Source organism: Novosphingobium sp. RL4, assembly GCF_035658495.1.
Taxonomy (GTDB): Bacteria; Pseudomonadota; Alphaproteobacteria; order Sphingomonadales; family Sphingomonadaceae; genus Novosphingobium.
Map to the genome: position 1 here is coordinate 2,511,018 of NZ_CP141944.1, position 22,951 is coordinate 2,533,968.

Annotated in this window: 22 protein-coding genes and 1 tRNA gene; 8 read left to right on the plus strand and 15 right to left on the minus strand. The window is 62.4% G+C overall.

What is annotated here, in order from left to right; all coding sequences use genetic code 11:
- Positions 1–2: 2 nt before the first annotated feature.
- The 6 genes from U9J33_RS12315 to efp form a co-directional block, all read right to left on the minus strand.
- Positions 3–1,322, minus strand: coding sequence for an amidohydrolase (locus tag U9J33_RS12315; protein WP_185997200.1), 1,320 nt, complete (start codon positions 1,320–1,322; stop codon positions 3–5).
- A gap of 44 nt (positions 1,323–1,366) precedes the next feature.
- Entirely contained in the window at positions 1,367–3,274 is a 1,908-nt protein-coding gene (locus U9J33_RS12320) for a tetratricopeptide repeat protein (protein WP_324695635.1), read from the minus strand.
- A gap of 398 nt (positions 3,275–3,672) precedes the next feature.
- A tRNA-Leu gene (locus U9J33_RS12325) sits at positions 3,673–3,756 on the minus strand.
- Positions 3,757–3,832: 76 nt separating this feature from the next.
- Positions 3,833–4,648: an inositol monophosphatase family protein gene (locus tag U9J33_RS12330; RefSeq protein WP_054438714.1), complete on the minus strand. Its 816-nt coding sequence runs from the start codon at positions 4,646–4,648 to the stop codon at positions 3,833–3,835.
- A gap of 45 nt (positions 4,649–4,693) precedes the next feature.
- The gene (locus U9J33_RS12335) at positions 4,694–5,098 is read right to left on the minus strand and encodes a hypothetical protein (protein ID WP_324695638.1); all 405 of its coding nucleotides are present in this window, start codon (positions 5,096–5,098) and stop codon (positions 4,694–4,696) included.
- A complete protein-coding gene (gene efp / locus U9J33_RS12340) occupies positions 5,098–5,661 on the minus strand; it encodes an elongation factor P (RefSeq protein WP_054438718.1) in 564 nt (187 codons plus the stop codon). Before efp ends, U9J33_RS12335 begins: the two co-directional genes overlap by 1 nt.
- Positions 5,662–5,766: 105 nt before the next feature.
- On the opposite strand from efp, the gene U9J33_RS12345 reads away from it, so the two are divergent.
- The 3 genes from U9J33_RS12345 to U9J33_RS12355 all read left to right on the plus strand — a co-directional run bounded on the left by U9J33_RS12345 (position 5,767) and on the right by U9J33_RS12355 (position 7,643).
- Entirely contained in the window at positions 5,767–6,204 is a 438-nt protein-coding gene (locus tag U9J33_RS12345; RefSeq protein ID WP_185997198.1) for a hypothetical protein, read from the plus strand.
- 73 nt (positions 6,205–6,277) lie between these two features.
- Positions 6,278–7,090, plus strand: coding sequence for an SDR family NAD(P)-dependent oxidoreductase (locus U9J33_RS12350; protein WP_185997197.1), 813 nt, complete (start codon positions 6,278–6,280; stop codon positions 7,088–7,090).
- A gap of 25 nt (positions 7,091–7,115) precedes the next feature.
- The gene (locus U9J33_RS12355) at positions 7,116–7,643 is read left to right on the plus strand and encodes a nuclear transport factor 2 family protein (protein ID WP_324695642.1); all 528 of its coding nucleotides are present in this window, start codon (positions 7,116–7,118) and stop codon (positions 7,641–7,643) included.
- A gap of 57 nt (positions 7,644–7,700) precedes the next feature.
- Here the strand turns inward: U9J33_RS12355 and U9J33_RS12360 are convergent, their stop codons facing one another.
- From U9J33_RS12360 to U9J33_RS12370, 3 genes are all read right to left on the minus strand, one after another.
- Positions 7,701–8,504, minus strand: coding sequence for an SDR family NAD(P)-dependent oxidoreductase (locus U9J33_RS12360; RefSeq protein WP_054438725.1), 804 nt, complete (start codon positions 8,502–8,504; stop codon positions 7,701–7,703).
- 109 nt (positions 8,505–8,613) lie between these two features.
- Positions 8,614–9,534 carry an acyl-CoA dehydrogenase family protein gene (locus tag U9J33_RS12365; protein ID WP_185997195.1) on the minus strand — a complete coding sequence of 307 codons (921 nt, stop codon included), beginning with the start codon at positions 9,532–9,534 and terminating at the stop codon, positions 8,614–8,616.
- Positions 9,534–10,679 carry an acyl-CoA dehydrogenase family protein gene (locus U9J33_RS12370; protein WP_324695645.1) on the minus strand — a complete coding sequence of 382 codons (1,146 nt, stop codon included), beginning with the start codon at positions 10,677–10,679 and terminating at the stop codon, positions 9,534–9,536. Before U9J33_RS12370 ends, U9J33_RS12365 begins: the two co-directional genes overlap by 1 nt.
- A gap of 178 nt (positions 10,680–10,857) precedes the next feature.
- Between U9J33_RS12370 and U9J33_RS12375 the strand changes: the two genes are divergently transcribed.
- On the plus strand, positions 10,858–11,385 hold the full coding sequence (locus U9J33_RS12375; RefSeq protein WP_324695647.1) for a hypothetical protein: 528 nt from the start codon (positions 10,858–10,860) through the stop codon (positions 11,383–11,385).
- A 4-nt stretch (positions 11,386–11,389) separates the two neighbouring features.
- Here U9J33_RS12375 and U9J33_RS12380 read toward each other — a convergent pair whose 3' ends face one another.
- Both U9J33_RS12380 and U9J33_RS12385 read right to left on the minus strand, forming a co-directional pair.
- Positions 11,390–12,163, minus strand: coding sequence for an SDR family oxidoreductase (locus U9J33_RS12380; RefSeq protein ID WP_324695649.1), 774 nt, complete (start codon positions 12,161–12,163; stop codon positions 11,390–11,392).
- Positions 12,148–13,911, minus strand: a complete 1,764-nt coding sequence (locus U9J33_RS12385) for an FAD-dependent oxidoreductase (RefSeq protein WP_324695651.1) — start codon at positions 13,909–13,911, stop codon at positions 12,148–12,150. The genes U9J33_RS12380 and U9J33_RS12385 overlap by 16 nt, the downstream gene beginning before the upstream one ends.
- Positions 13,912–14,120: 209 nt before the next feature.
- Here U9J33_RS12385 and U9J33_RS12390 point away from each other — a divergent pair, with 209 nt between their 5' ends.
- The 4 genes from U9J33_RS12390 (at position 14,121) to U9J33_RS12405 (ending at position 17,733) form a co-directional block, all read left to right on the plus strand.
- Positions 14,121–14,435 carry a Rieske (2Fe-2S) protein gene (locus tag U9J33_RS12390; protein WP_054438736.1) on the plus strand — a complete coding sequence of 105 codons (315 nt, stop codon included), beginning with the start codon at positions 14,121–14,123 and terminating at the stop codon, positions 14,433–14,435.
- A 61-nt stretch (positions 14,436–14,496) separates the two neighbouring features.
- The gene (locus tag U9J33_RS12395) at positions 14,497–15,693 is read left to right on the plus strand and encodes an acyl-CoA dehydrogenase family protein (RefSeq protein WP_054438739.1); all 1,197 of its coding nucleotides are present in this window, start codon (positions 14,497–14,499) and stop codon (positions 15,691–15,693) included.
- A 1-nt stretch (position 15,694) separates the two neighbouring features.
- Complete coding sequence (locus U9J33_RS12400) at positions 15,695–16,711, plus strand: acyl-CoA dehydrogenase family protein (RefSeq protein ID WP_324695656.1); 1,017 nt, start codon at positions 15,695–15,697, stop codon at positions 16,709–16,711.
- A 77-nt stretch (positions 16,712–16,788) separates the two neighbouring features.
- Positions 16,789–17,733, plus strand: a complete 945-nt coding sequence (locus U9J33_RS12405; RefSeq protein WP_185997188.1) for a cation diffusion facilitator family transporter — start codon at positions 16,789–16,791, stop codon at positions 17,731–17,733.
- Between the two features lie 130 nt (positions 17,734–17,863).
- On the opposite strand, the gene U9J33_RS12410 is transcribed toward U9J33_RS12405, so the two are convergent.
- The 4 genes from U9J33_RS12410 to U9J33_RS12425 all read right to left on the minus strand — a co-directional run bounded on the left by U9J33_RS12410 (position 17,864) and on the right by U9J33_RS12425 (position 22,880).
- Positions 17,864–18,235, minus strand: coding sequence for a c-type cytochrome (locus U9J33_RS12410; RefSeq protein WP_324695659.1), 372 nt, complete (start codon positions 18,233–18,235; stop codon positions 17,864–17,866).
- A 109-nt stretch (positions 18,236–18,344) separates the two neighbouring features.
- Positions 18,345–20,603, minus strand: coding sequence for a catalase/peroxidase HPI (katG, locus tag U9J33_RS12415; RefSeq protein ID WP_420719842.1), 2,259 nt, complete (start codon positions 20,601–20,603; stop codon positions 18,345–18,347).
- 259 nt (positions 20,604–20,862) lie between these two features.
- Positions 20,863–21,885 (minus strand): alpha-ketoacid dehydrogenase subunit beta, encoded by a 1,023-nt coding sequence (locus tag U9J33_RS12420; RefSeq protein WP_054438747.1) that lies wholly within the window; start codon positions 21,883–21,885, stop codon positions 20,863–20,865.
- A complete protein-coding gene (locus U9J33_RS12425) occupies positions 21,882–22,880 on the minus strand; it encodes a thiamine pyrophosphate-dependent dehydrogenase E1 component subunit alpha (RefSeq protein WP_132468999.1) in 999 nt (332 codons plus the stop codon). Before U9J33_RS12425 ends, U9J33_RS12420 begins: the two co-directional genes overlap by 4 nt.
- Positions 22,881–22,951 lie beyond the last annotated feature (71 nt).

Here is a 22,951-nt window from a genome sequence, read left to right on the forward strand (position 1 = left end):
AGCTACTTCTTCGCCATCAGCCGCAGAGCCGTGAGCGTCAGGGCCTCGCTGCCCGATGCGATGACCTTGTCGGCCTGCGGAGCCCAGAACGGACTGTGCAGCGAAGGCAGGGAAGGCCCCCCGGCCTTGGCGGCGGCCAGCTTCTGCGGATCGGCACCACCGACCCAGAAGATCACCGACTTGATATGGTCCTCGTCAGCCCGGCGAAACTCACCGAAATCCTCACCGCCCATGACCGACGGCGTGACCACGACATTGGCATCGCCCATCCGGGCCTTGAGATCGGCCACGGCCTCCTGCGTGAACTCCGGCGAGTTCCAGGTGGCTCGCGTGTAGATGTCCTTCACCGAAACTTCGGGCATCAGATCATCGGAAAGACCGGATGCAATAGCCTCGCCGCGAGCGATGCGCTTGATCCCGTCCAACAGGTGCGCACGCGTCTGGTCCGAATAGCTGCGCACGGTCAGCTCGAGTTTGGCCTGATCGGGAATGATGTTGTGCTTGGCGCCCGCATGGAACGATCCGACCGTGACCACCGCCGGATCGAGCGGACTGGTTTCCCGGCTCACGAGCGTTTGCAACTTCATGACGATCGCGCTGGCGAGCACGATCGGGTCCTTCGTCGTTTGCGGATAGGCCCCGTGGCCGCCCAAGCCCTTCACGAGGATGTCGACGCTATCGACATTGGCGAGCGCCCAGCCCACCGCCGCACCGACCTGCCCGGCGGGAAGATCGGCGGAATCGTGGAAAGCCAGAGTGTAGTCCGGCTTGGGAAAGCGCGTGTAGAGACCGTCCTTGAGCATTCCCACGGCGCCCGTGCCGACTTCCTCCGCCGGCTGACCGATCATGACCAGCGTGCCAGACCATTCCGATTTGCGCGCCGCCATCAACCGCGCGGTCTCGATCCAGGCGGTCATGTGGGTATCGTGCCCGCAGGCATGCATCACGCCGCTCTCCACGCCCGCAGTCGAAACGCCGCGCTTTTTCGAGGCGAAAGCCAGGCCGGTCTGCTCGACGACAGGCAGACCGTCCATGTCCGCACGGATCAGGACCGTGGGCCCGGCGCCGTTCTTGAGAACCGCAACCACACCGGTCTGGCCGACCTTCTCGGTAACGGTGAAACCAGCATCCCGCGCGGCCTTGGCCATGATCCCGGCGCTGCGCACCTCCTGATAGCTCAGTTCGGGATTGGCATGGAGATCGCGGTAGATCGTCATCAACCCGGGAATGTCTGCCGAGATCCTTTCGGCGACAGGCTCCGCAGCGGCGATGTGGGAGCCCGTGGCGAGACCGAGGGATGCGATGACGGCGAGTGTTTTCATAATGGCAACGTATGGCCCTCGCGCAGGGTCGGCAAGAGCCATCCTCACTGCGCTGCGGCGCGCTTCTGCCCGGGCATCAAACCCTTATCGACCAATGGAGCGGTCACGAAATCGGGCAACCGCAGTTCTCGCGCCACGGCCGAGCGGTCCTGCGACACATCGGGAAAGGCGCGAGCCGCATGGCCGAGCACGTCCGCAGCCTCCCTTCCGCGCCCGTCGAGCGCATAGGCCGAAGCCAGAAGATAACGGGAGAGCAATCCGCGATCTTCCGCATTGAGCCGGGCGAAGTGCACCGCTTCAGGCCCATCCTTGCGGTGGAGCGCATCGATGGTCAGGCCAGACCAGTACCAGGGCGGATGCCCCGGATTGAGCCGGATCGCCTTGCGCGCGAGTGCCGGTGCGATCTCGCGTTCACCAAGCGCACTCAGAAGACGTCCCCCGTTTGCCAGAACCTCGGAATTGTTCGGACTGATCTCTAGAGCCTTGCCGATCGCATCCCGTGCCGCATCGTCCTCGCCGTGCCGATAGTAAGCCAGGGCCAGGTAGGTATACGCAATGGCATTCGTGGCATTCGCCGCGACCGCACGCTTTGCGGCCTCCAGTGCCTCGGGGGAATCGCCCTCCCCCCCAGCCTGCGCCTCGAAAAGACGCACCCAGGAAAGCAGCGCCCAGGCACTGGAGTAGTTCGGCTTGTCGTAAACCGCGCGTTCGAGGCATTCCTTCACGCGATCCAGACCGCCCTCCTCCCTTGCGCGCATGAACTGGTAGGCCTGCAATTCGCAGTAGTAATGATCCATGCTGACATCGCGGTGATTTTCCAGATCCTGCCGCATCGTCTCATGGATAACACCGTATGGCTGGCCGAGCCGCGAAGCCACGCCCAGCGCGATATCGGATTGGACCGAGAGAATCTTGGTGGGAACGAAGTCGATCGGATCGCTGCGCTCGGACCACACGATAACCCCTCCCGGCATCCTTGCCAGACGCGAACTGACGCGGAAACTCCCACCCTCCACGGCAATCGAGCCTTGAAGCACGAATGCCGGCGGCAGACCGCGCCTTGCCTTCGATTTCTCCTGCAAGTCGTGCGGTGCGTTCAACTTGTCATCATCGAAAGCGATCACGGCAAGATTCGGAAGCTGCGACAGATAATTGATGAGGTCGTTCCGCAACCCTTCGCGAATTGGGGCGATCGATCCCGTTTCCCCGCTCAACGCATAAGGCGCGACATAGACGACCGGCCCGGTCGGCATCTCGCCGGCCCGGACGAACACCGCATCCCGGTCCTCGCCCGGCCAATAAACGATCAGCACTGCAGCAATGAGTGCAAGGGCCGCCAGAAGGCCCCACGCGCGCCTCCGCAAGGTCAACGCGCTGGAAGAGCGCACGATATCCTCCTCCGAATCGGCAACGATCTCGGAAGGTTGCGGGGCGACGGACGATGGTTCGGTCTCGGAAGGATTCCCTGAGGCCTCCTCACCGCCCGCACCGAGTTGCTGCTCCTTGGGAAGCTCCAGACCCGGAACATAGGAGCCGCGCGGCACGACGATCCTGTAGCGGTCCTCGATCCCGTCCTTCGCATAGTACTCGGACAGCGCCTTGCGAAGACGGGTCATCTGCACCCTGACGAGCGAATCCGATGAAGCGTCGAAATCCTCGTCACGCCCAAAGACATCGAGCGCGATGGGATAGCCTTTCAGCCGATCTCCATTTCCCGCAACCTTCTGTTCCACAAGATAGGACAGAAGTTCCGCCAACCTAGGCGATGTCTTGAAAGTAGAAGAGGCGATGACGCTGGATACAGCGCTACGATATTGGTCGGCAGTGGGTTCCATATCGTCCCCCTCCGGAACAAAGTAGTCCGGAGGGGGAGATTTGGCAAACACGCTTCTTAGTTGCGACCCGAAGCGGCTCTCCAAAACCTTGTCCGTCAAGCCGATCCGCCCCACCACGTGCCGGTAAGGGCGAGAAACGGAGAACTGCTGGAAGCAAGCCGGCGGCGTAGGGGACCACCGGTGTCCCGTGAACCTCGTTTCCTCGGCTCGGAACGAGCTTCCAGCAGACCTCGACGTCGATCGGACCCCAGTTGGATTCGAAAGACAATGCCACCGCGATCAGGCGGTGGAATTTCAAGGTTGTTACCAATGTAGATGGAAGATGCCCCGAATCATCCGTGTTTAACCGTTAAATTCCGTCAATTTCCAAGAGATAAGCCTCCAGGACGCCGACATCGCGGTAAGCACGTTCACTATTGAACACAGCCGACGTCCGACCTGCCCGCTTTGAGCACCCCGGAGAAAAGAAAAGAGCCGCGAAACCCCTGAGGGTTTGCGGCTCGAAACTTGCGGTGTGGTGCCCCTGGCCCGACTCGAACGGGCACGCCTTGCGACAAACGATTTTGAGTCGTTCGCGTCTACCATTCCGCCACAGGGGCACTTTCGCATGGTGCAGCCGCTTCGCGCGACGCACCGACGCGGCAGGCTTTAGCCGCGCCTTGGCTTCGGCTCAAGTCACTTGAGCGCGTTTGCAAGGATCTTGTGGAGACGCGAGTGCAGCGCGTCGTTGCCGGCCAGGATTTCCTTGTCGCAATAAGGCTGCGAACGGCCCTTCCAGTCGGAAACGAAGCCACCGGCCTCACGCACGAGCAGGCACCCGGCCGCGGTATCCCACGGCTTGAGGTCGGCTTCCCAGAAGCCTTCGTAACGGCCCGCAGCAACCCACGCGAGGTCCAGCGCGGCAGAACCAAAGCGACGGATGCCGGCAACCTGCGGTGCGAGCGCGTGATAGATTCGGGTCCATTCGCCCGCATCGCCATGACCGGCGAAGGGAATGCCGGTCGCGATCACGCTTTCGTCAAGGTGGCGGCGCGACGAAACGCGCAGGCGCTTGTCCTGAAGCCAGGCGCCCCGGCTCTTCTCCGCCCAGTAGCTTTCGTCGGTCACCGGGTTGTAGATCAGGCCAGCGGTTACCTCGCCCCAGCCCTTTCCGTCGAGACGCGGCTCCTGCACGGCAATCGAAATCGCGAAGTGCGGAATACCGTGAAGGAAATTGGTCGTGCCGTCGAGCGGGTCGACGATGAAGCGCGGCTTGTCGGGATCGCCCTCGATCTCGCCGGCCTCCTCGAACAGGAAGCCCCATTCAGGCCGTGCGGCACGCAGTTCGTCCCAGATCGTGCGCTCCGAAGCCTGGTCAGCCTTCGAAACGAAGTCCGCCGGTCCCTTGCGCGAGACCTGAAGGTGCTCGATTTCGCCAAAGTCGCGGCGCAGGCGGCTGCCCGCCTTGCGGGCCGCTTTTTCCATGACGCGAATGAGACCGGAGATGGCCATAAAACTTACCTTGTCCTTCGAGTACCGGCCGAAGCCGGCCTGATTTTATCGGCCCTGCGGCGCGGGCTGCGTAGCGGGCTTGTAACCGCACAGTGCCACCATGGCGCTGAGCAGTTCGGTGGGATTGTCGCGATGGACCTTGCCGGGGTGCTCGGCGATAATCTTGTCCATCGATTCGCTGATCTTCTGAAGCGAATTGTTGTAGATGCAGCCCACCAGAGCGCCCTTGGCAGGCGCCTCTACCTTCTCGGACTGCAATCCGCTGATCAGCACCTTGAGATAGAGCATCGCGTTTTCCACTTCGGGAGAAGTGCCGGGATGCTCGGTCCCTGCAGCAGACGCCGCCTTGGCCGGAGCCTTGGCGGCGGCCTTCTTCGGCGCGGCGTAAGTCGGCGCGGCGAGCCCTGAAAACAGGGCCGCCACGGCCACGAAAGACGCCAGCCGGCGCATCAGTCAGCCTTCCTGACGTAGGACTTCTCGTAAACGTCCACAACGATGCGCGTGCCGCTTTCGATGTGCGGCGGCACCATCACGCGCACACCGTTGTCGAGCACGGCAGGCTTGTAGCTGGAAGAAGCGGTCTGCCCCTTCACCACGGCATCTGCCTCGACGATGACGGCTTCGACCTGTTCGGGAAGCTGGACCGAGATCGGACGCTCTTCCCAAAGCTCGAGAAGCACCTGCATGCCGTCCTGAAGGAAGGCTGCGGCATCGCCGAGAAGATCTGCGGGGAGCTGGATCTGCTCATAGGTTTCGATGTCCATGAACACCAGTTGGTCGCCCTCGACGTAAAGGAACTGGAAGTCCTTGGTGTCGAGACGGACCTTCTCGACCGTGTCGGCGCTGCGGAAGCGGACGTTGGTCTTGCGGCCGTCGATCAGGTTTTTCATCTCGACCTGCATGAACGCGCCGCCCTTGCCCGGCTGGGTGTGCTGCGTCTTGGCAACTTTCCAGATGCCCTTTTCGTATTCGAGGATATTGCCGGGACGAATGTCGACGCCGCTGATCTTCATGGGATGAACCTTAAGATGGGAAAGAGCCGGTGTACGGAAAGCATGGGCCCTTAGCCGAGGAGACTGCCTGTGGCAATTGGTTCGCGCCGATGCTAGCGGTTGGTCATGACCCGCGCCCTCCGCAACACGCCTTTTCTCGCCCTCGCCCTGGTATCTGGCGCTCCTGCCATCGCGCCCTTGCAGGCAAAATCGCCGCCCCCGCCGGTTCCGGGGGGACTCATCGGCACCATGGAACTTGGCCAATACAGCTGCGAGAAGGACGGAACTGCGGGCGGACCGGTCGGCATCCGCCTTCCGCAGTACGACTTCCGCGTGGTGAGCGCCTCGAACTACAAGACACCGGACGGCGTTCGAGGCAGCTACCTCATGACCGGTGACCGTGTCGTGATGACGGGCGGCGAACTCAAAGGCATGAGGATGCACCGCATGTCCAAAGGCTTCCTTCGCCTTACAGGGCCGGATGGCCAGGACAGCGACATGCGCTGTATCCTGACGCGCGGCGGCAGAGGCAATCTCAAGAACTCGGGCCAGCCCGACACCTGATCGCCCCTGCGGTTTGCCCGTTCCACGGATCCGACCTAGCTCCCGATATGGAGATGGATGACGGAGCGCTGCAATGGATCTCGGGCTTGCCGGAAAACTGGCCATTGTAACAGGCGCAACCGCCAATATCGGCCGCGCCATAGCTCTCGAACTCGCAAGCGAAAGGGCTGATCTCGTCCTTGTCGGCAGAGACGGGGATGCGGGCGCCAGGCTGGTGGAAGACTGCCTCTCCAGAGGCGCGGGCCGCGCGATCTTCGTCAGCGCGAACCTGCTCGATCCCGAGGCTCCGGCAAAAATTCTGGAATCCGCCGCAAATCTCGGCAACGTCGAAGTGCTTGTGAACAATGTCGGCGGCAACGTCGATCAGGGCTTCTTCGTCGATTCCGACCCTGGAAAGTGGATGGCGGACATCGACCTCAATTTCGGCACCGTCCTGCGCATGACCCACGCCGTCCTGCCCGGCATGATCGAACGCAAATCAGGTGCGGTGGTCAATGTCGGCTCCACCGCTGCGCTGGTCGGCGATTACATGCTGCCGGTCTATTCGGCAGCCAAGGGCGCGGTTCACAGCTTCACCGTGGTGCTTGCCAAGGAAGTGGGACAACACGGCATCCGCGTAAATGCCATAGCGCCATACGCGACGATTTCACGCGATCCCGCTGCTTTCAGCAAGGGCAGCCGGTTCCATCCCGATTCCGGCCTGTTCAGCGGCGGCGGCGCGTCCATCCGCGAGGAAGACAAGGCGCTGCGGCAGCGCCGCACTTTTGTGGGCCGTCCATTCGCGATGCCGGAGGAAATGGCCGGAATGGTTGCCTTCCTCGCGGGAAATCGCGCCAGCTTCATTACCGGGCAGGTCTATCCCATCGACGGGGGCGCCCTGCTCTGAACCATTTCCAGGGGGAGAAACAACGATGGCCATCGACGAGGCCGCACTTCAGGTCGTGATCGACAAGGAAGCCATCCGTGAGCTGGTGCTGCTCTACTCGCGCGCGATCGACCGGCAGGACATCGAGCTGCTCCGCGATCTCTACACCGAGGACGCAACGGACACGCACGGAGACAGCTTCGACGGCACGGCAGAGGACTATTGCCAGTTCATCGCACATGCCTTTCCGCACATGCCCTATTCCGGACACCACGTCTGCAACCATCTTATCGCGATCTATGGCGACGAAGCGAGCGGGGAGGTTTACGCGCTTGCCTGGCACCTTATCCAGGCACGCGACGGCACTCGGGAAGAGGACTTCATGGCCGTCCGCTATATCGACAATTATCACCGGTGCCCGGATGGAAAATGGCGATTTTCCAAGCGTGTCGTGACTTACGATTTCAAGCTGCGCCGGCCTTTCGACGGCGGCGGTCTGCTCGGTCAGGGACCTGACGATCCGAGCTACCGGACCTGCCTTCAGCCGCTGTTCGCACGCGGCGCCCGAACCTGAGACGCCCCAAGGCCTGCCTGCCCTTGACGGCAGGCAGGCCCGGAACGCCGTACCTCGTTACATCGAAGGCGCGTAACCGCCGTTGAGCGGGTATGTCTGCCCCGTGATCCACTCCGATGCATTCGAGCAAAGGAAAGTGACCAGCCCGGCTACATCGCTGGACTTGCCATATCGACGTATCGTGTAACGCGACAGCATAGCCTTGGCGTGATCGGACTGCATGACTTCGGCCAGCTGTTCCTCCGGCATGTCGGGCATCAGGGCTGACAGGGATACGGCATTGCAAGTGACCCCGTAGCGCCCCAGCTCCTTTGCGATCGACCGAACGAACCCCTGCGCGCCTGCTTTCGCCGAGGCGTAGACGGCGAGCTTGGGTTCACCGATGCGCCCGGAATCCGAGACTATGGTGACGATCCGTCCCCGCTTTGCCTCGACCATGTTGGGAACGAATGCAAAGCAGCAGTTGTATACTCCGTAGAGATTGGTGCGCAGGTAACGCTCCCAGTTCGCCGGGTCCTCCTCCCAGAAGTTCTGCGAGGGACGGATCGAAGCCGTCGGGCCGGCCATGCCCGCATTGTTCACAAGGATCGTGGCCGGGCCAAGCTTCGCCGTGATCGCGTCATTGGCTGCGCGCACCGCGTCAAGGTCGCCGACGTCGAACGGCACTGCCAGAGCCGGAACGCCAAGTGCGCGAATTTCCTCCGCAACCGCTTCCGCACGTTCCGGCACGAAGTCGTTCACTGCAATGCCGCCGGCATTGTGCCGTGCCAGTTCGAGCGCCGTCGCGCGTCCGGCATTCTGCCCGGCCCCCGTGACGATCGCGACTTGCCCGCCCAGATCGATCAGATCGCGTGCTTCCATGGTATCTTCCCCAAGTTTCTGTGTCGGAGCAGATTAGTACATGGCAGCCTTGCGGAAGCGACGGCCGCAACATCGATATCGCATCGACGGTTACGCCATCGCTGGCAGGCTATGAGCCCCAGAGCGCCTGGGCGGCAGCCATCCCCTGCGCGCCCCGTCCGCCCAGTTCCGCGGTCAGGAGCTTGAGGCGATAGGTCCACAAGTGCAGCGGATGCTCCAGCGTCATGCCCATGCCGCCAAGGAACTGGTGGTAATCGTAACAGACCCGTTTGGCCGCTTCCTGCGCGTGATGAAGCGCCATCGCCGCATCGGCCGCATCACCGCTCGCTGCCGCGCGCATCGCCATCCAGTAGGCGCTGTTGGTCAGCACCTGATCCTCGGCAAGGCGGTGCCGCATCCCCTGGAATGTCGCCAGCGCCCTGCCGAATTGCTTGCGTTCGGACACGTAAGTGACGGTAATCGCCAGCGCTCCGGCCAACAGCCCTGCCGCCTCTGCCGCAATGGCCACGCGCCAGGCACGCATCACATCCGAGACATCTGCATCGTGATGGACCATCGTATCCGGCAGCGCTTTAAGGAATGCTACCGGGTAAGCATAGAGCGTATCCTCCTGCGCCGCGCCGATCATCGCCTCCTCCGCGGTAAAACTGCGCACGCCTGAAGGCCCGACCATCACGACGGTAGCGCCCGGTCGCAGGAAACGCACCGGCCCATGGGTTCGACCTTCCTCGACCATGCAAATCGGACGCGGCAATTCGGGATCGATCAAGGGCCGCACCAACGCGGATACTGCCGCTTCCACCGCGAAGGGCAGGCGCGCCAGCTTCTCCACCACGAGCGCCGCGGTCACGGGGCCGAGTTCGTCCACCGCCATGACGTCCAGGAAGCCGTTCTCCGCGAGGGCTTCGTCCAGTTCATCGCTTTCGAGTGCCAGGGACACGTCATGCATCGGCACCGCCTGAAACGGCCGGGCGAGACTGTCGACAAAGTCGAGTACCTGGGTCTGGTCCTCATTGAGGGCAAGCTGCATCAGCGCGGTTCCCGGGGCAGATCCAGCACTTCGCTGGCAATGATGTTAAGCTGGATTTCAGCCGATCCGGCGGCAATGCCCGCAACGATTCCGCGCTGGTGGTGCATCTTGAGATAAGACGAGGCTCCCGCCAGCCCTTCTGGCAGGAACTCAATCACGAATTCGCAAACCGCCCTTTCGGCCATGACCGTGCCATAGCGCGCGGAACTGGATTCGGCGCCGATCGCGAGGCCATCGACCCGCTTCTGGACGACGGCGTAGTTCGCGGTTCCCGCAGCCTCGCAAAGGGCGGCGCAGCGGGCGGCTTCGATGCGGACGTATTCACGCGCAAACTCGCCCCGTTCTTTCAGCATCGCAACAGCACGGTCGAGCGCGGCACGGGCCAGCGTGAAGCGAGGAATGCCGAGCCGTTCATTGCGCAAGGAATAGGCGATGATTTCCCAGGCCTGCCCTTCATCTCCGAAACGCGCGGTTTCAGGGACCGTGACATCGTCGAAGAAGACCTCGTGGATATCGCCCTCACCAATCAGCGATGGAATCTGGCGTACCGTGATACCTGGTGTGTCCATGGGCACGAGGATGATCGTGATGCCCTTCTTCCTGTCGTCACTGGTGCGCGTCAGCAGGAAGCAGGTGTCGGCAAGGCCGGCATAGGATGTCCAGATCTTCTGGCCATTGATAACGTACCGCCCCTCGGTGCGAACTGCACGCGTCCGCAAGGCGGCGAGATCGGAACCGGCGTCAGGCTCCGAAAATCCCTGGCACCACAGCGATTCCCCGCGCGTGATGGGCTCGAGATAACGGGCTTTCTGCTCGGCAGTGCCATACTTTTCGAGCGTAGGGCCGATCCAGTTCACGTTCATGTACTGTCCGCCGCGCGGCTCTCCCGCGATCCACATTTCCTCGGCGAGGATCTGCTGCTCCCACGGACCAAGCCCTTCTCCGCCCATTTCGCGGGGCCAGTGCGGGAACAGAATGCCAGCCTCGGCCAGCTTCACGCAGAATTCGCGCGCGAACGCCGTCAGCGCCGGCGATGCGGGGCCATGCTCGGAGAACTTCTCCCAGTCTTCAGGGAGATTGGCGTGGAGGAAGTCCCGGATCTTGTGCCGGAAGGCGTCCTGTTCCTCGGTCCATTCGAACTGCATGGCATCCTTCCCTGTTCTCCTCCCGGCGTTACCCAGCGTACTTCCCGCCCACAAGGCTGGGCCCAACGCCCCGGCGAAAACCGCAATCCGTCGGTTCCGGTTGACCGCGGCGGCATACCGGGAGCAACATGGAGCCACGGGGCAGTTGGGCCAGCAGGGCCGAACAAGGGAAATCGCCATGCCCAGATTACATGCCTTCGCCTTGCTCACAGCAGCGCTTGCACTCGTCCCTCCAGCAAGCGCGCAGCCCGGGAGCTATCCGACGGACGGGTGGCCGAAGGACGTGAAAGCTACCGCTCTCACCAGCGCCCAGATCGACCCTCTGATGCGCGCGGCAGGTTATTCGAAGTCCGGCAACGCCTGGCGCGGGTGCGGCGGTTCAACGAGCGTCACCCGCGAAGCGGTCGAACTGCGCGACCTCAATGGCGACGGCCGCCCCGAGGCGATCGTCGTTGCCGATGGCACGGAATGTTTCGGAGCGGCAGGCACCGGCTTCCAGCTTCTGCGCCCGGTACCCGGAGGCTGGAAAATCATGACCGACCAGACCGGCGTCGCCACTTTCCTGAACACCCGCGGAGCGGACGGCTATCCCGACCTTGAGATCGGCGGTCCCGGCTTCTGCTTCCCGGTCACGCGCTGGATCGGCACCGAATATCGCGTGGTACGGTTTGCTTACGAAGGCAAGGCCTGCAAACCTCCTGGCTGACCCCCTATTGCCGTACTGCGCCGATCGCTGCCGGCGAAAGATAGCGCGTAGTCGAGATGCCTCCATCCACGGCAATAGTCTGGCCATTGACGAAACCCGCCGCGTCGGAGGCAAGGAAGGCGACCATGTTGCCGATGTCGGCAGCAGTACAGTCTCGCTGGAGCGGGGTCAGTTCATGATTGGTGCGCCGGAAGAAATCGAGATTCCAGAAGGCATCGGTCATCTCCGTCCGCACCACTGTTGGCGCCACGTAGTTTGAACGAATTCCGCGTGGCCCATATTCGGCCGCCATGGTTTGCATAAGGCCGATCTGCCCTGCCTTTACCGTGGAATAGGCTCCCCCGCCCGGCGTGCCATACAGCCCCCAGGTGGACCCGATGAAGAGGATGGAGCTTCCCTCCCCCATGATGGCCAGAGCCTCGCGGCAAAGCCGGAAAGGCGCGCGAAGCGAGATCCCCAGAACTTCATCGAGCATCTCGTCCGTCGTCTTGTCGACCGGCCCGAAGTTGAACGATCCGGCATTGTTCACCAGCACATCCAGCCGGCCGAACTTCTCCACCGCTGCATCGACGATGAGGCGCGGGGCCTCTCTCGAAGTGGCATCGATGGCGACGAAATCGAACTCTACCGTGCCTGAGAGCGCATCCTTAAGCGCCTGAAGCTTGCCTGCGTTACGCCCCGTGCCAAGAACGCTCATGCCCTGTTCTCCGAGCGCGCGCACGATGGCCTCCCCAATGCCGCCTGCCGCCCCGGTGACGATTGCTACCCTGCCTTGCATTCCGATCGCTCCCCTTCGCAAGATGAACCGGATGCCTTGCGCAGATTGTCCGCACGCTCCGCAATGTCGTTCGCGGCGACGTAGCCGAAGGTCATCGCCGGCCCGATGGTCGCTCCTGCCCCCGGATAGGTATCGCCAAACGGCGTCCCCGAATTGTTGCCGGCGGCGTAGAGCCCTGCGATCGGCAGCCCCGCACCATCCAGAACGCGGGCCCGCGCATCGCATCGCAGCCCACCCTTGGTGCCGAGATCACCATTGTTGATAGGCACTGCGTAGAAAGGTGCCTTGTCGATAGGGCCGATGTTGGGATTGGGCTGGGACACAGGGTCGCCGAACATCCGGTCGTAGGCGTTCATCCCGCGTCCGAATTCAGGATCGACACCGGTCTTCGCATAAACGTTCATCCGGGCAATCGTGTCCTGCACCGCGGTTACCGGGAGGCCGATCTTGTGACAGAGCTGCTCGATGGTATCGGCACGGAAGACGTAGTGGTCCCACCAATCCGCCGGAACCTTGTGCTCGGCCGTGTGGACCGTGGGCATCAGACCGCCCGCGCTGAACTTGCGCCGAAACTTGGAGTCGAAAATCAGCCAGCACGGGCAATTCGCCCCGCTTTCACGCTGATCGCGCACCATGGCCTGCCCGAACTGGTCGTATCCGCAAGCTTCGTCAACGAAACGGACGCCGTTACGGTTGACGACCACACTCCACGGTCGTCCCACGTCGAAGGCCGCCTGATGGATTTCGTGGAAGTTGGAAGCCCCCTTCATCGGCAGGGTCATGGTCGGTATCCACCAGCCCTGTTCGGTATGCTCCGTCGAAGCGCCGACAGCTTCGGCGGCGATCAGTGCTTCGCCGCGATTGCCGTCTTCCGGGGTGGACGAATGACGCGTCAGCCCGGGGACCGGATAGAAACGGTCTCGCAGAGTCTGGTTCCATTCGAATCCGCCGGCCGCCAGCACCACTCCGTATCGTGCCTGGACCGGATAGCGCCGCCCGAAACAGGAAAGCTCAACGCCCGTCACCCCGCCGCTTTTATCGATGATGAGGCTTTCAAGGCTCGTTTCGAGGCGCAATTCCACACCGCGCGCGAAGACCTGCTCGTAAGTCGCCCCCATCAGCGCCGCACCCTGAGTGAACCGGCGGTCCCTGTGCGAAACCTTGCGGGTGCCCCGGTCCAGCCAATAGCGCCCGATCATCTTGCCAGCGACCCGGCGCCAGCCCTTCGACTGCATCATGAGTGCGAAAGTCTCGGTAAGGTCCATCGCATATCGACCGAACAGCTTGAAGCGGTTGTACTGCTCCCTCATCAATGCGTAGCGACCGTCGCCGAGCCGCCGTCCATCGAAAGTCGGCACGATCACGGAACGATCCGCGCGTGCGCCGGGCCTGTCCGGAAAATAATCCGGCCAGGCCGCGGCCATCAGGTCGACGCCTGTACTCCTGAGATATCGGAGCATCTCCGGCGCCTCTTCCACGTAGGCTTCCAGCCGTTCGCGATTGACCGGCACCCCGATCGTCGCCCCCAGATATTCCAGGGCTGCCTCGCGGCTGTCGCCATGCGCACCGTCAAGCCCATGATTGGGTATCCACATGACACCGCCGGATGCGGCCGACGTGCCGCCGAACTTGTGCGCCTTTTCGACGATCAGCACCTTCATGCCGTTGTCGGCACTGCGCAGCGCAGCCATAGCTCCCGCCGCTCCCGATCCGACCACTACGACATCGAAGCTTTCACCCCACGACACCTGCATTTCTCCCGCCGCTTTCTGTTCCTATCGCCCGAACGCGATCAAGGCCCTGCCCCCCGCCTTATCGCGTCGGCGGCTTGCCCGAGAAATGACCGCCAAGGTACAGCGAGTTGCTTGGCCCTGCTGTGCCTGCCCGTGCCCTTGCCTCGCATCGGCAGGACAAGCAGGTGGCGAACTGAAAAACGATACCAGACACTGGGAAAACGATGACCGAAAAGAGCTTTGTCGCCGTGGCGAAAGTCGAAGACGTACCTCCCGGCGGAAAGCTGGTGGTCGAAGTGAACGGCGTCAGTGTGATCCTGTGCAACACGCTCGATCGGGTGTTCGCGGTCCGGAACCTGTGCAGCCATGCCTACGAGACGCTCGAATGCGGCCGACTGCGCAATGGCTGGATCTCCTGCCCGGTTCACGGTGCGCGCTTCGATCTCGAAACCGGCGACCCGATCAATCCACCCGCGACGATGCCGATCCAGACTTACGAGGTCCGCATCGTGGGCGATACGATAGAAGTGCTTGCCTGATATCGCACGAGCGGGATGCCCCCGTCTGGACGCCCGGCGGCACGCTGGGCAAGGAACGGACATGAGCGAAACACCCGATCTCGACCAACTCGACCTCGAAGGACTCCGGGCCGAAGTCCGCGCCTTCCTCGCTGCCGACGCGCCATCCGGTTGGCGAGAGGCCAGCGCCACGCAGGAAGATTTCGTCCGCACCCAGCGTGACTGGTTCGGGAAACTGGTAAAGGCCGGCTATGCGATCCCGCATTGGCCCGCCGCGTTTCCGGGCGGCGGGCGCTCGCTTTCGGAACAGAAGGTCATTTACGAGGAACTGGCTCGCGCGGATTGTCCGCGCCTGCTGCTTTCCTTCGTATCGACGTACCACGCTTTCGCCACTCTGCACGAATGCGGCAGCGCCGAGCAGCAGGCCAGGTATCTTCCACGAATCCTGGAAGGCGAGACATGGTGTCAGGGCTTCTCCGAGCCCGGAGCCGGATCGGATCTCGCCGCGATCAAGACACGCGCCGAACGCAAGGGCGACGTCTACGTGGTCAATGGCCAGAAAGTCTGGTCGACGATGGCCCAGTTCGCTGACAAGTGCCTGCTGCTTGTCCGTACCTCGTCGGATGGTCCCAAGCAGGCTGGCATCACATACCTGCTGATGGACATGAAAATGCCCGGCGTCTCGGTTCGGCCGATCCACCAGATCCAAGGCGACGAGGAATTTGCCGAGATCTTCCTCGACAACGTGGAAATTCCCGTATCGGAACGCGTGGGTGAAGAAGGCAAGGGTTGGGCCGTGGCGCAGGCCACGCTGGCTTCCGAACGGGGCCTTACGCTGATGGAACTGTCCTACCGGATGCGCGGTGCGCTTTCGCGCGTTGCCCGCCTCATCCGCGATCACAGCCACGAAGACGATCGCGGCATCCTGCGCGATTTCGGCGCGCTGGTGACGCAAGTGGATGCCGTCTGCGCCTTAGCGGACCAGTTTCTCGACAACCGCATCAACGGGATCGAGCGCATGGGCGACGCATCCATCGTCAAAAACGCCTACTCGCGGGCTCTGAGGGCCTATTCGCTGCTGGGCCTGCGCCTTGGCGGTATCGAGGAACAGTACATCGCGCCGATCACCTTCGGAGATCTCAACACCGGCAACTGGATGGCGGATTACATGAACTCGTTCGCCTGGACCATCGCCGGCGGCAGCGAGGAAGTGCAGCGCAACATCATCGCCGAACGCATGCTCGACATGCCGCGTGAACCCAAAGGATGGGTGGCCTGACATGATCGAACTGAACGAACTGACCGACGCCGCCCAGAAGGCGTTCCCGGCGGACAAGCTCTCTCCCGAACGTGACGAGAGCTGGAATCTGGCAGCCGAAATGGGCTGGCTCATGGTGCGCCTGCCCGAGGATGACGGCGGGCTTGGTCTCGGCCGTGAAGCTTCGACGGCGCTCCACCTCGAAATGGGCCGCATTCTGGCTGCCATGCCGCTCATTCCCGCTCAACTGGGCCTTCAGGCCGTGGCTGCGAGTGAGAGCTTCGAAGATCGTACCGAATGGCTAGAGCGGTTGTCCTCCGGGGATTATGCCCCCCTGAACATGCTTCCCGCACGCCTCGTGCAAAACCCCGACGGCACCGTATCCGGCACGATCAGCGGGGTCTTCGAGGCCGACATGGCAGTGGCCGTGGTGGTACGACTGCCAAATGGCTATGCGCTGGTCCCGCTCGACGCGCAGGGGGTCAGCCGGGTCGAACGCCCGATCTGGGATCCCGGCAGGCGGATTTTCGATGTGGTACTGGAAAGCTATTCGCCAGCATCCTCGCTCATGCTCACCGATGCCGATACGGCCAGTTCGCTGCATGACCTGCTTTCCGCCGAAGCGCAGATCGCACTCGCGGCGGATTGCCTCGGAGGCGCCAATGCCGTGCTCGACATGACTGTCGAGTACATGAAGATGCGGCGCCAGTTCGACCGACCGATCGCCATGTTCCAGGCCCTCAAGCACCGTGCCGCCGACATGAAGACCAGGATCGTCCTTGCCGAAGCACTGCTTCGCAGCCGGGTGCGCGATGAACATGCCAGCGTAACCGACCTTGCTTCGGCGAAATCTCTGGCGGTCGAGGCCTATCGTTTCGTGACCGAGGAATCGATCCAGCTCCACGGCGGAATTGGCCTCACAGAGGAGCATCAGTGCCATCTCTTCATGAAGCGCGCTATGCTCAACGCGCAGCTTTGCGGTTCCACGGACTTGTGGAACGAGCGGCGCGGCAGGACTGCTTTCGCCCAGCTGTCCTGAAAACGCCCAGCCGGGGGAAACGTTCGCAGGCGTGAACCGTTGGTCCTTCTGGAATTCCCGAAGGACCCAGCCCCACGATGACCGAGCCGCATGGCGTCGCCGCCCACATCAAGCAGAACGTGGTGCTTTACGGCGCATTGGCCGCAAATCTCGGGATCGCTGTCGCCAAGTTCGCGGCGGCGGCGATCAGTGGCTCGTCTTCGATGCTTACCGAGGGCGTCCATTCGTTGGTGGACAGCGGCAACCAGGTCCTGCTTCTCTATGGCCAGAAGCGCGCCAGCCGCAAAGCCGATGCATCGCACCCCTTCGGTTACGGGCGAGAGCTCTATTTCTGGGCGTTCGTGGTCGCCATCCTGATCTTCGCGGTCGGCGCAGGTGTCTCGATCTACGAGGGCCTGCTGCATATTCAGACCCCGAACCCTATCGAAGACCCCAGCCTCAATTACCTCGTTCTCGGCATAGCGTTCGCAATGGAAGGGGCGTCATGGGCGATTGCCGTTCGCGAATTCAACCGCAGCCGCGGTGAGCAGACATGGTGGCAGGCGATCCACCGCAGCAAGGATCCTCCGGGATTCATCGTATTGTTCGAGGACAGCGCCGCACTGATAGGCCTCATCATCGCAGCGCTGGGCGTCTGGGCCAGCGTCCATTTCCAGGATGCGCGGATCGACGGCATTGCCTCGGTCATGATCGGTTTGGTTCTGGCCGGGGTCGCCGTGCTGCTTGCCCGCGAATCCAAGGGCCTGCTGATCGGCGAAGCAGCGGACCCGCATCTGATCGGCAGACTACGGGCAGTGCTGGACGGGCACGACCGGATCGACGCCGTGAACCACATCCGCACCATCCACACGAGCCCTCAGGCAATCTTCGTCGCCATCAGCGCAGACTTCGCCGACGATCTGCGAATGGGCGAAGCGGAAACCCTGATCGAGGAACTGGAGTGCCAGATGAAGGCCCTCTCCCCCTGGATCACTTCGATCTACATCCGCCCCGAAAAGCGTGCGGATGCCATGGTCTGGTAAACCGGATCGGCGCGGGATTCCGAATAGGGATGATGTCGGCGCCCTTCTGCAGCGGCTTAAAGCACGCTGATCCGCGCTGCCGAGCAGCAGGCTCCATTCCCTGCGGCGCGCCAAATGGCATCCGTTCCCGCTACTTCAGCGTGACCAGATACTCGATCACCTGTTTGCGCTTGGCGGGGTCAGGAATGCGTGCGAACGACATTTTCGTGCCGGGAACCATCTTCTGCGGCGAGGCAAGCCAGCTGTCGAGAGTGGTGCGATCCCAGGTCAGACGCGAGCCCCTTAGTGAGGCACTGAAGGCGTAATCGGACTGGCTCGCCGCCTTGCGACCCGCCACGCCGTGCAGGTTCGGGCCATAGGAGGTCTTGCCCGCTTCGGTCGCGTGGCAGACCGCGCAATTGGCAAAGGCCGCCGGGCGCGGCGCGGCGTTTTCGGCAGAGCCGGGAACGGCCATCACGGCAGCGGCCAGAACCGCGATCCCCACCGCGGACAGGGACAACATCTTCACGAAAAAAATCAATCCAATTCATAGGACTGGCGCCCCTTATCTGCGGATAAGGCGGCAAGCCAGGACAAAGGCGGCGCCGTATCACCGGCGCCGCCTCAAGGCATCAGAACCTGTCCAGGTTCATTACCTTGCCCCAAGCCGTCACGAAGTCGTTCACGAACATCTGCTGTGCGTCGTCGGAAGCGTAAGCCTCGGACACGGCGCGCAGTTCGGAATTCGATCCGAACACAAGATCGACGGGGCTGGCCGTCCACCGCAGCTTGCCGCTGGTCCTGTCATAGCCCTCGTAGACGCCCGAAGCCTTGGCGGACTTCTGCCACTTCGTGCCCATGTCGAGCAGGTTGACGAAGAAATCGTTGGACAGCGTACCCGGCTTCGCCGTCAATACACCATTCGGCGAATGGCCGGCGTTCGCATCCAGCGCGCGCATGCCTCCTACCAGAACGGCCATCTGCGGCACCGTCAACTCAAGCTGGTTGGCCTTGTCGACAAGCATCTCTGCCGGTGAATGTTCGCTGTCCACTCCATAGTAGTTGCGGAAACCGTCGGCGCGAGGACGCAGGTAACCATAGGACTTCACGTCGGTCTGCGTCTGTGACGCATCGACACGCCCCGGCGTGAACGGCACCGCCACGGTGTATCCCGCCTTCGCTGCAGCCTGTTCGACTGCGGCATTACCGCCCAGCACGATCAGGTCTGCCATCGAGACCTGCCTGCCCTCCTTGGCCGAGGCGTTGAATTCGTTTCGGACGCGTTCAAGCCTGGCCAGCACTTTCGCCAACTCGGCCGGATCGTTGACCGCCCATCCCTTCGCGGGATCGAGGCGCAAGCGCCCTCCGTTAGGCCCTCCGCGCATGTCGGTAGCGCGGAACGTCGCCGCCGAAGCCCAGGCCGCCTTGACCAGTTCACGCGGAGCGATACCGGAAGCAAGGATCTTGGCCTTGAGAGCAGCAACATCCGTTGAATCGATCGCGGTATAGCCAGCCTTTGGCAGCGGGTCCTGCCATGCAAAGCTTTCCTGCGGAGCTTCAGCCCCCAGATAACGTGCCGACGGCCCCATATCGCGGTGTGTCAGCTTGAACCATGCGCGGGCGAAAGCCTGTGCGAACAGTTCAGGATTTTCGCGCCAACGCGTGGTGATTGCGCGAAAACCCGGATCTTCCTTCATCGCAATGTCGGTCGTGAACATGATCGGCGCATGGCGAACGTCCGGCCGGTGCGCATCAGGTACGAGCTGACCGGCGCTTGCATCGCTCGGTATCCATTGCGTGGCGCCTGCCGGGCTCTTGGTCTTCACCCAATCGAATCCGTAGAGATTGTCGAGATACTGGGTCGTGAACTTCACGGGATCGACGGACCAGGCACCTTCAAGCCCGCTGGTGACGGTATCTTCGGCATTGCCCTTGCCGCATTTGTTGGCCCAGCCAAGTCCTTGCTGCTCGACCGGGGCGCCTGACGGATCGGCGCCCACGCATTCCTGCGGATTGTGTGCGCCATGTGCCTTGCCGAAGGTATGCCCGCCTGCAATCAGCGCTGCGGTTTCCTCGTCATCCATGGCCATGCGGCCAAAGGCGAGCCGAATGTCAGCCGCCGCCGCAAGCGGATCGGGATTGCCGTTAGGCCCTTCGGGATTGACATAGATGAGCCCCATCTGCGTCGCGGCGAGTGGCCCCTTCAGCCCTCCCTTGCCGTCCCTGCGCTCATCGCCGAGCCATTTGCGCTCGGGGCCCCAGAACACGATGTCGGGCTCCCAACTGTCCACCCGGCCGCCGGCGAAACCCAGGGTCTTGAAGCCCATGTCTTCAAGAGCAACGTTACCTGTCAGGACCATGAGATCGCCCCAGGAAATCTTGCGCCCGTACTTCTGCTTGATGGGCCAGATGAGGCGCCGGGCCTTGTCGAGGCTGACATTGTCGGGCCAGGCATTGAGCGGATCGAAACGCTGCTCGCCGCCTGCACCACCTCCGCGACCGTCGCCAACACGATAAGTGCCCGCACTGTGCCAAGCCATGCGGATGAAGAAGGGGCCGTAATGGCCATAATCGGCCGGCCACCAGGCCTGCGAGGTCGTCAGCGTCTTGCGGATGTCTGCCTTGACGGCATCAAGGTCCAACGATGCGAATTCCCGGGCATAGTCGAAATCGGAACCATAAGGGTTCGAAGCCGGGTCATGCTGGCGGAGCGGTGAAAGATCGAGCCGATCCGGCCACCAGTCCTTGTTGGACATTGGCCTCGCTCCCTCAGCGGTCACGGTGGGGGAAGAAGATGCCTTGGCTGTTTCCTCTGCATGCACCGTTCCACAAGTCAGAGGAAATGCAGCCATGGCGAGCAATGCGCTTAGCCTAGTCGGTATTCTGGTCATGGGTTTCTCCACCTGCTTGATCGAACGCTGTTGGAGACCCCGGATAGTGGCGTGGCCGATTTCGAAAAAACCGGACAATTCAATTATTGTGATCGCTATTGACGATGAAAAAATAGTTAAACGCAAACGCGAAACAAAGCAGCGACCGTTTTATGCCGCATTTTTCACAATGCGGCAGATCTCGAGCCGCAGCGCAGCAAAAAAAGGCCCCCGCATTTCTGCAGAGGCCCTTCCGTTTCAGTCAATTCTATTTGCGCGCTCAGCTCATCGCAATGAGGCGCTGAGCCTCGGCAACGATTTCCGGCGGCTGTACGAGGAAGGCGTCTTCCAGCTTCTTGGCGAAAGGCACCGAACAATAGGGCGCACCAAGTCGGCCGACTGGAGCCTTCAGTTTGCCGAACAGGGTTTCCTGCACGGTCGCGGCAATTTCCGCACCGGGACCGAAGTTGCGGCCAGCTTCGTGAACCACGAGCAGGCGGCCGGTCTTCTCGGCTGAGGCCAGCACGGTTTCCTTGTCCCACGGCGAAATCGTGCGCAAGTCGATCACTTCGACAGACACGCCCGCCTTGGTCAGCTCCTCATAGGCCTGCATGACGGTGAACATCATCTGGCCATAGGACACGATGGTGATATCACTGCCCGGCGCAACGACGTTAGCCTTGCCCAGCGGGATCGGGCCCTGATTGACCGGCACGTCCATCGGCACGAACAGCGTCTTGCCGCTTTCGACGATGATGACCGGGTCCGGATCCTGGATGGCCGAAAGGTAGAGGCCCTTGAAGTCTGCCGGGGTCCAGGGGATCACCACCTTGATGCCGGCAGTGTGGCAGAACCAAGCCTCGTAGAAGTCGGCGTGCTGGCCCGCGGTCTGGTTGCCCGCGCCGGTCAGCGTGCGGATCACCATCGGCACCTGGCTCTGCCCGCCCGACATGAAACGCAGCTTGGCCGCATGGTTCACGATCATGTCCATGGCCACGGTCGTGAAATTCATCAGCATGATTTCGGCAACGGGCTTGTAGCCGCCCATGGCCGCACCGATGGCCGCACCGATGATCGCCTGTTCCGAGATCGGCGTGGAGCGCACGCGCATCGTGCCGAACTTCGTCGAAAGACCGCGCGTGACGCCGACAACGCCGCCGCCTTCGTTGTCCGCAATGTCCTCGCCCAGCACGAGAACCTTGGGATCGGCCTCCATCGCTTCCATCAGCGCGGCATTGATCGCCTGAAGGCCGTTCATCTTCACCGTTTCCACGGCAGGGGCTTCGAGAGTTTCAGTGCTCATGCCGGAATCTCCTCGGCAAAGACGTCGCGGCGCAGTTCATCGTCGGACGGGTATTCGCAGGCCATCGCGAATTCGATGGCGTCGTTCACTTCGGCCTCGATCTTCGCGGTGAGCGCGTCGAGTTCCTCGGCCGTCGCCACGCCGTCGTCGATCAGCTTCTGGCGGTAGATCGGCAGCGGGTCCCTGGCAATCGCCTCGGCCTTCTCTTCCTTGGTCATGTAGCCGTCGGCATCGCCGAAGACGTGGCCCATGAAGCGGAAGGTCTTGCATTCAAGAAGCGTCGGCCCCTCGCCCGCGCGGGCACGCTCGATCGCGGCATGGGCGTGAGCGTAGACGTCGACCGGGTCGTTGCCGTCCACGGTGTAGCCCGGCATGCCGTAACCGATCGCGCGCTTCGAGATCAGATCGACGGAAGTGCCGTTCTCATAGCGAGTATGCTCGGCAAAGCCGTTGTTCTGGCAGACGAAGATAACCGGCAGCTTCCAAACGGATGCCAGGTTCAACGCTTCGTGGAACGCGCCGATGTTGCTGGCGCCGTCACCGAAGTAGGCGACCGTGACTTGCTTGGTCCCATCCAGCAGTGCCGCCCAGCCAAAGCCATTGGCGATCGGCATGGACGAACCGACGATGCCGGTAGTGACCATCACACCTGTTTCCGGGTGAGTGAGATGCATCGGGCCGCCCTTGCCCTTGCAGGTACCGTCGACACGGCCGCAGATCTCGGCCCAGAGCGGGCGGAGCGGCATGTCCTTGGCGACCATGTCGTGGATGCCGCGATAGATCGTGCAGATCTTGTCGTCGTCGTTCAGCAGCACCGAGATGGCCGAAGGAATGCATTCCTGCCCGCGCGCCGAATAGTACGGCGCAGTGATGCGGCCGCGACGGATCTGGGTGCGGGTGGCGTCGTCGTTACGCTCGATCCGGATCATCCGGCGATAGATGTCGAGCTGGGTCTTGGCGTCGGGCTTGGCCCGGTTCTCCAGTGTCTGGCTCATGGGTCCTCTCTAGGTCAGCCCCTCTTCCTTGAGGGTGCGCCCCGCTGGGCGGGCTGAACCAGAGTTCAGTA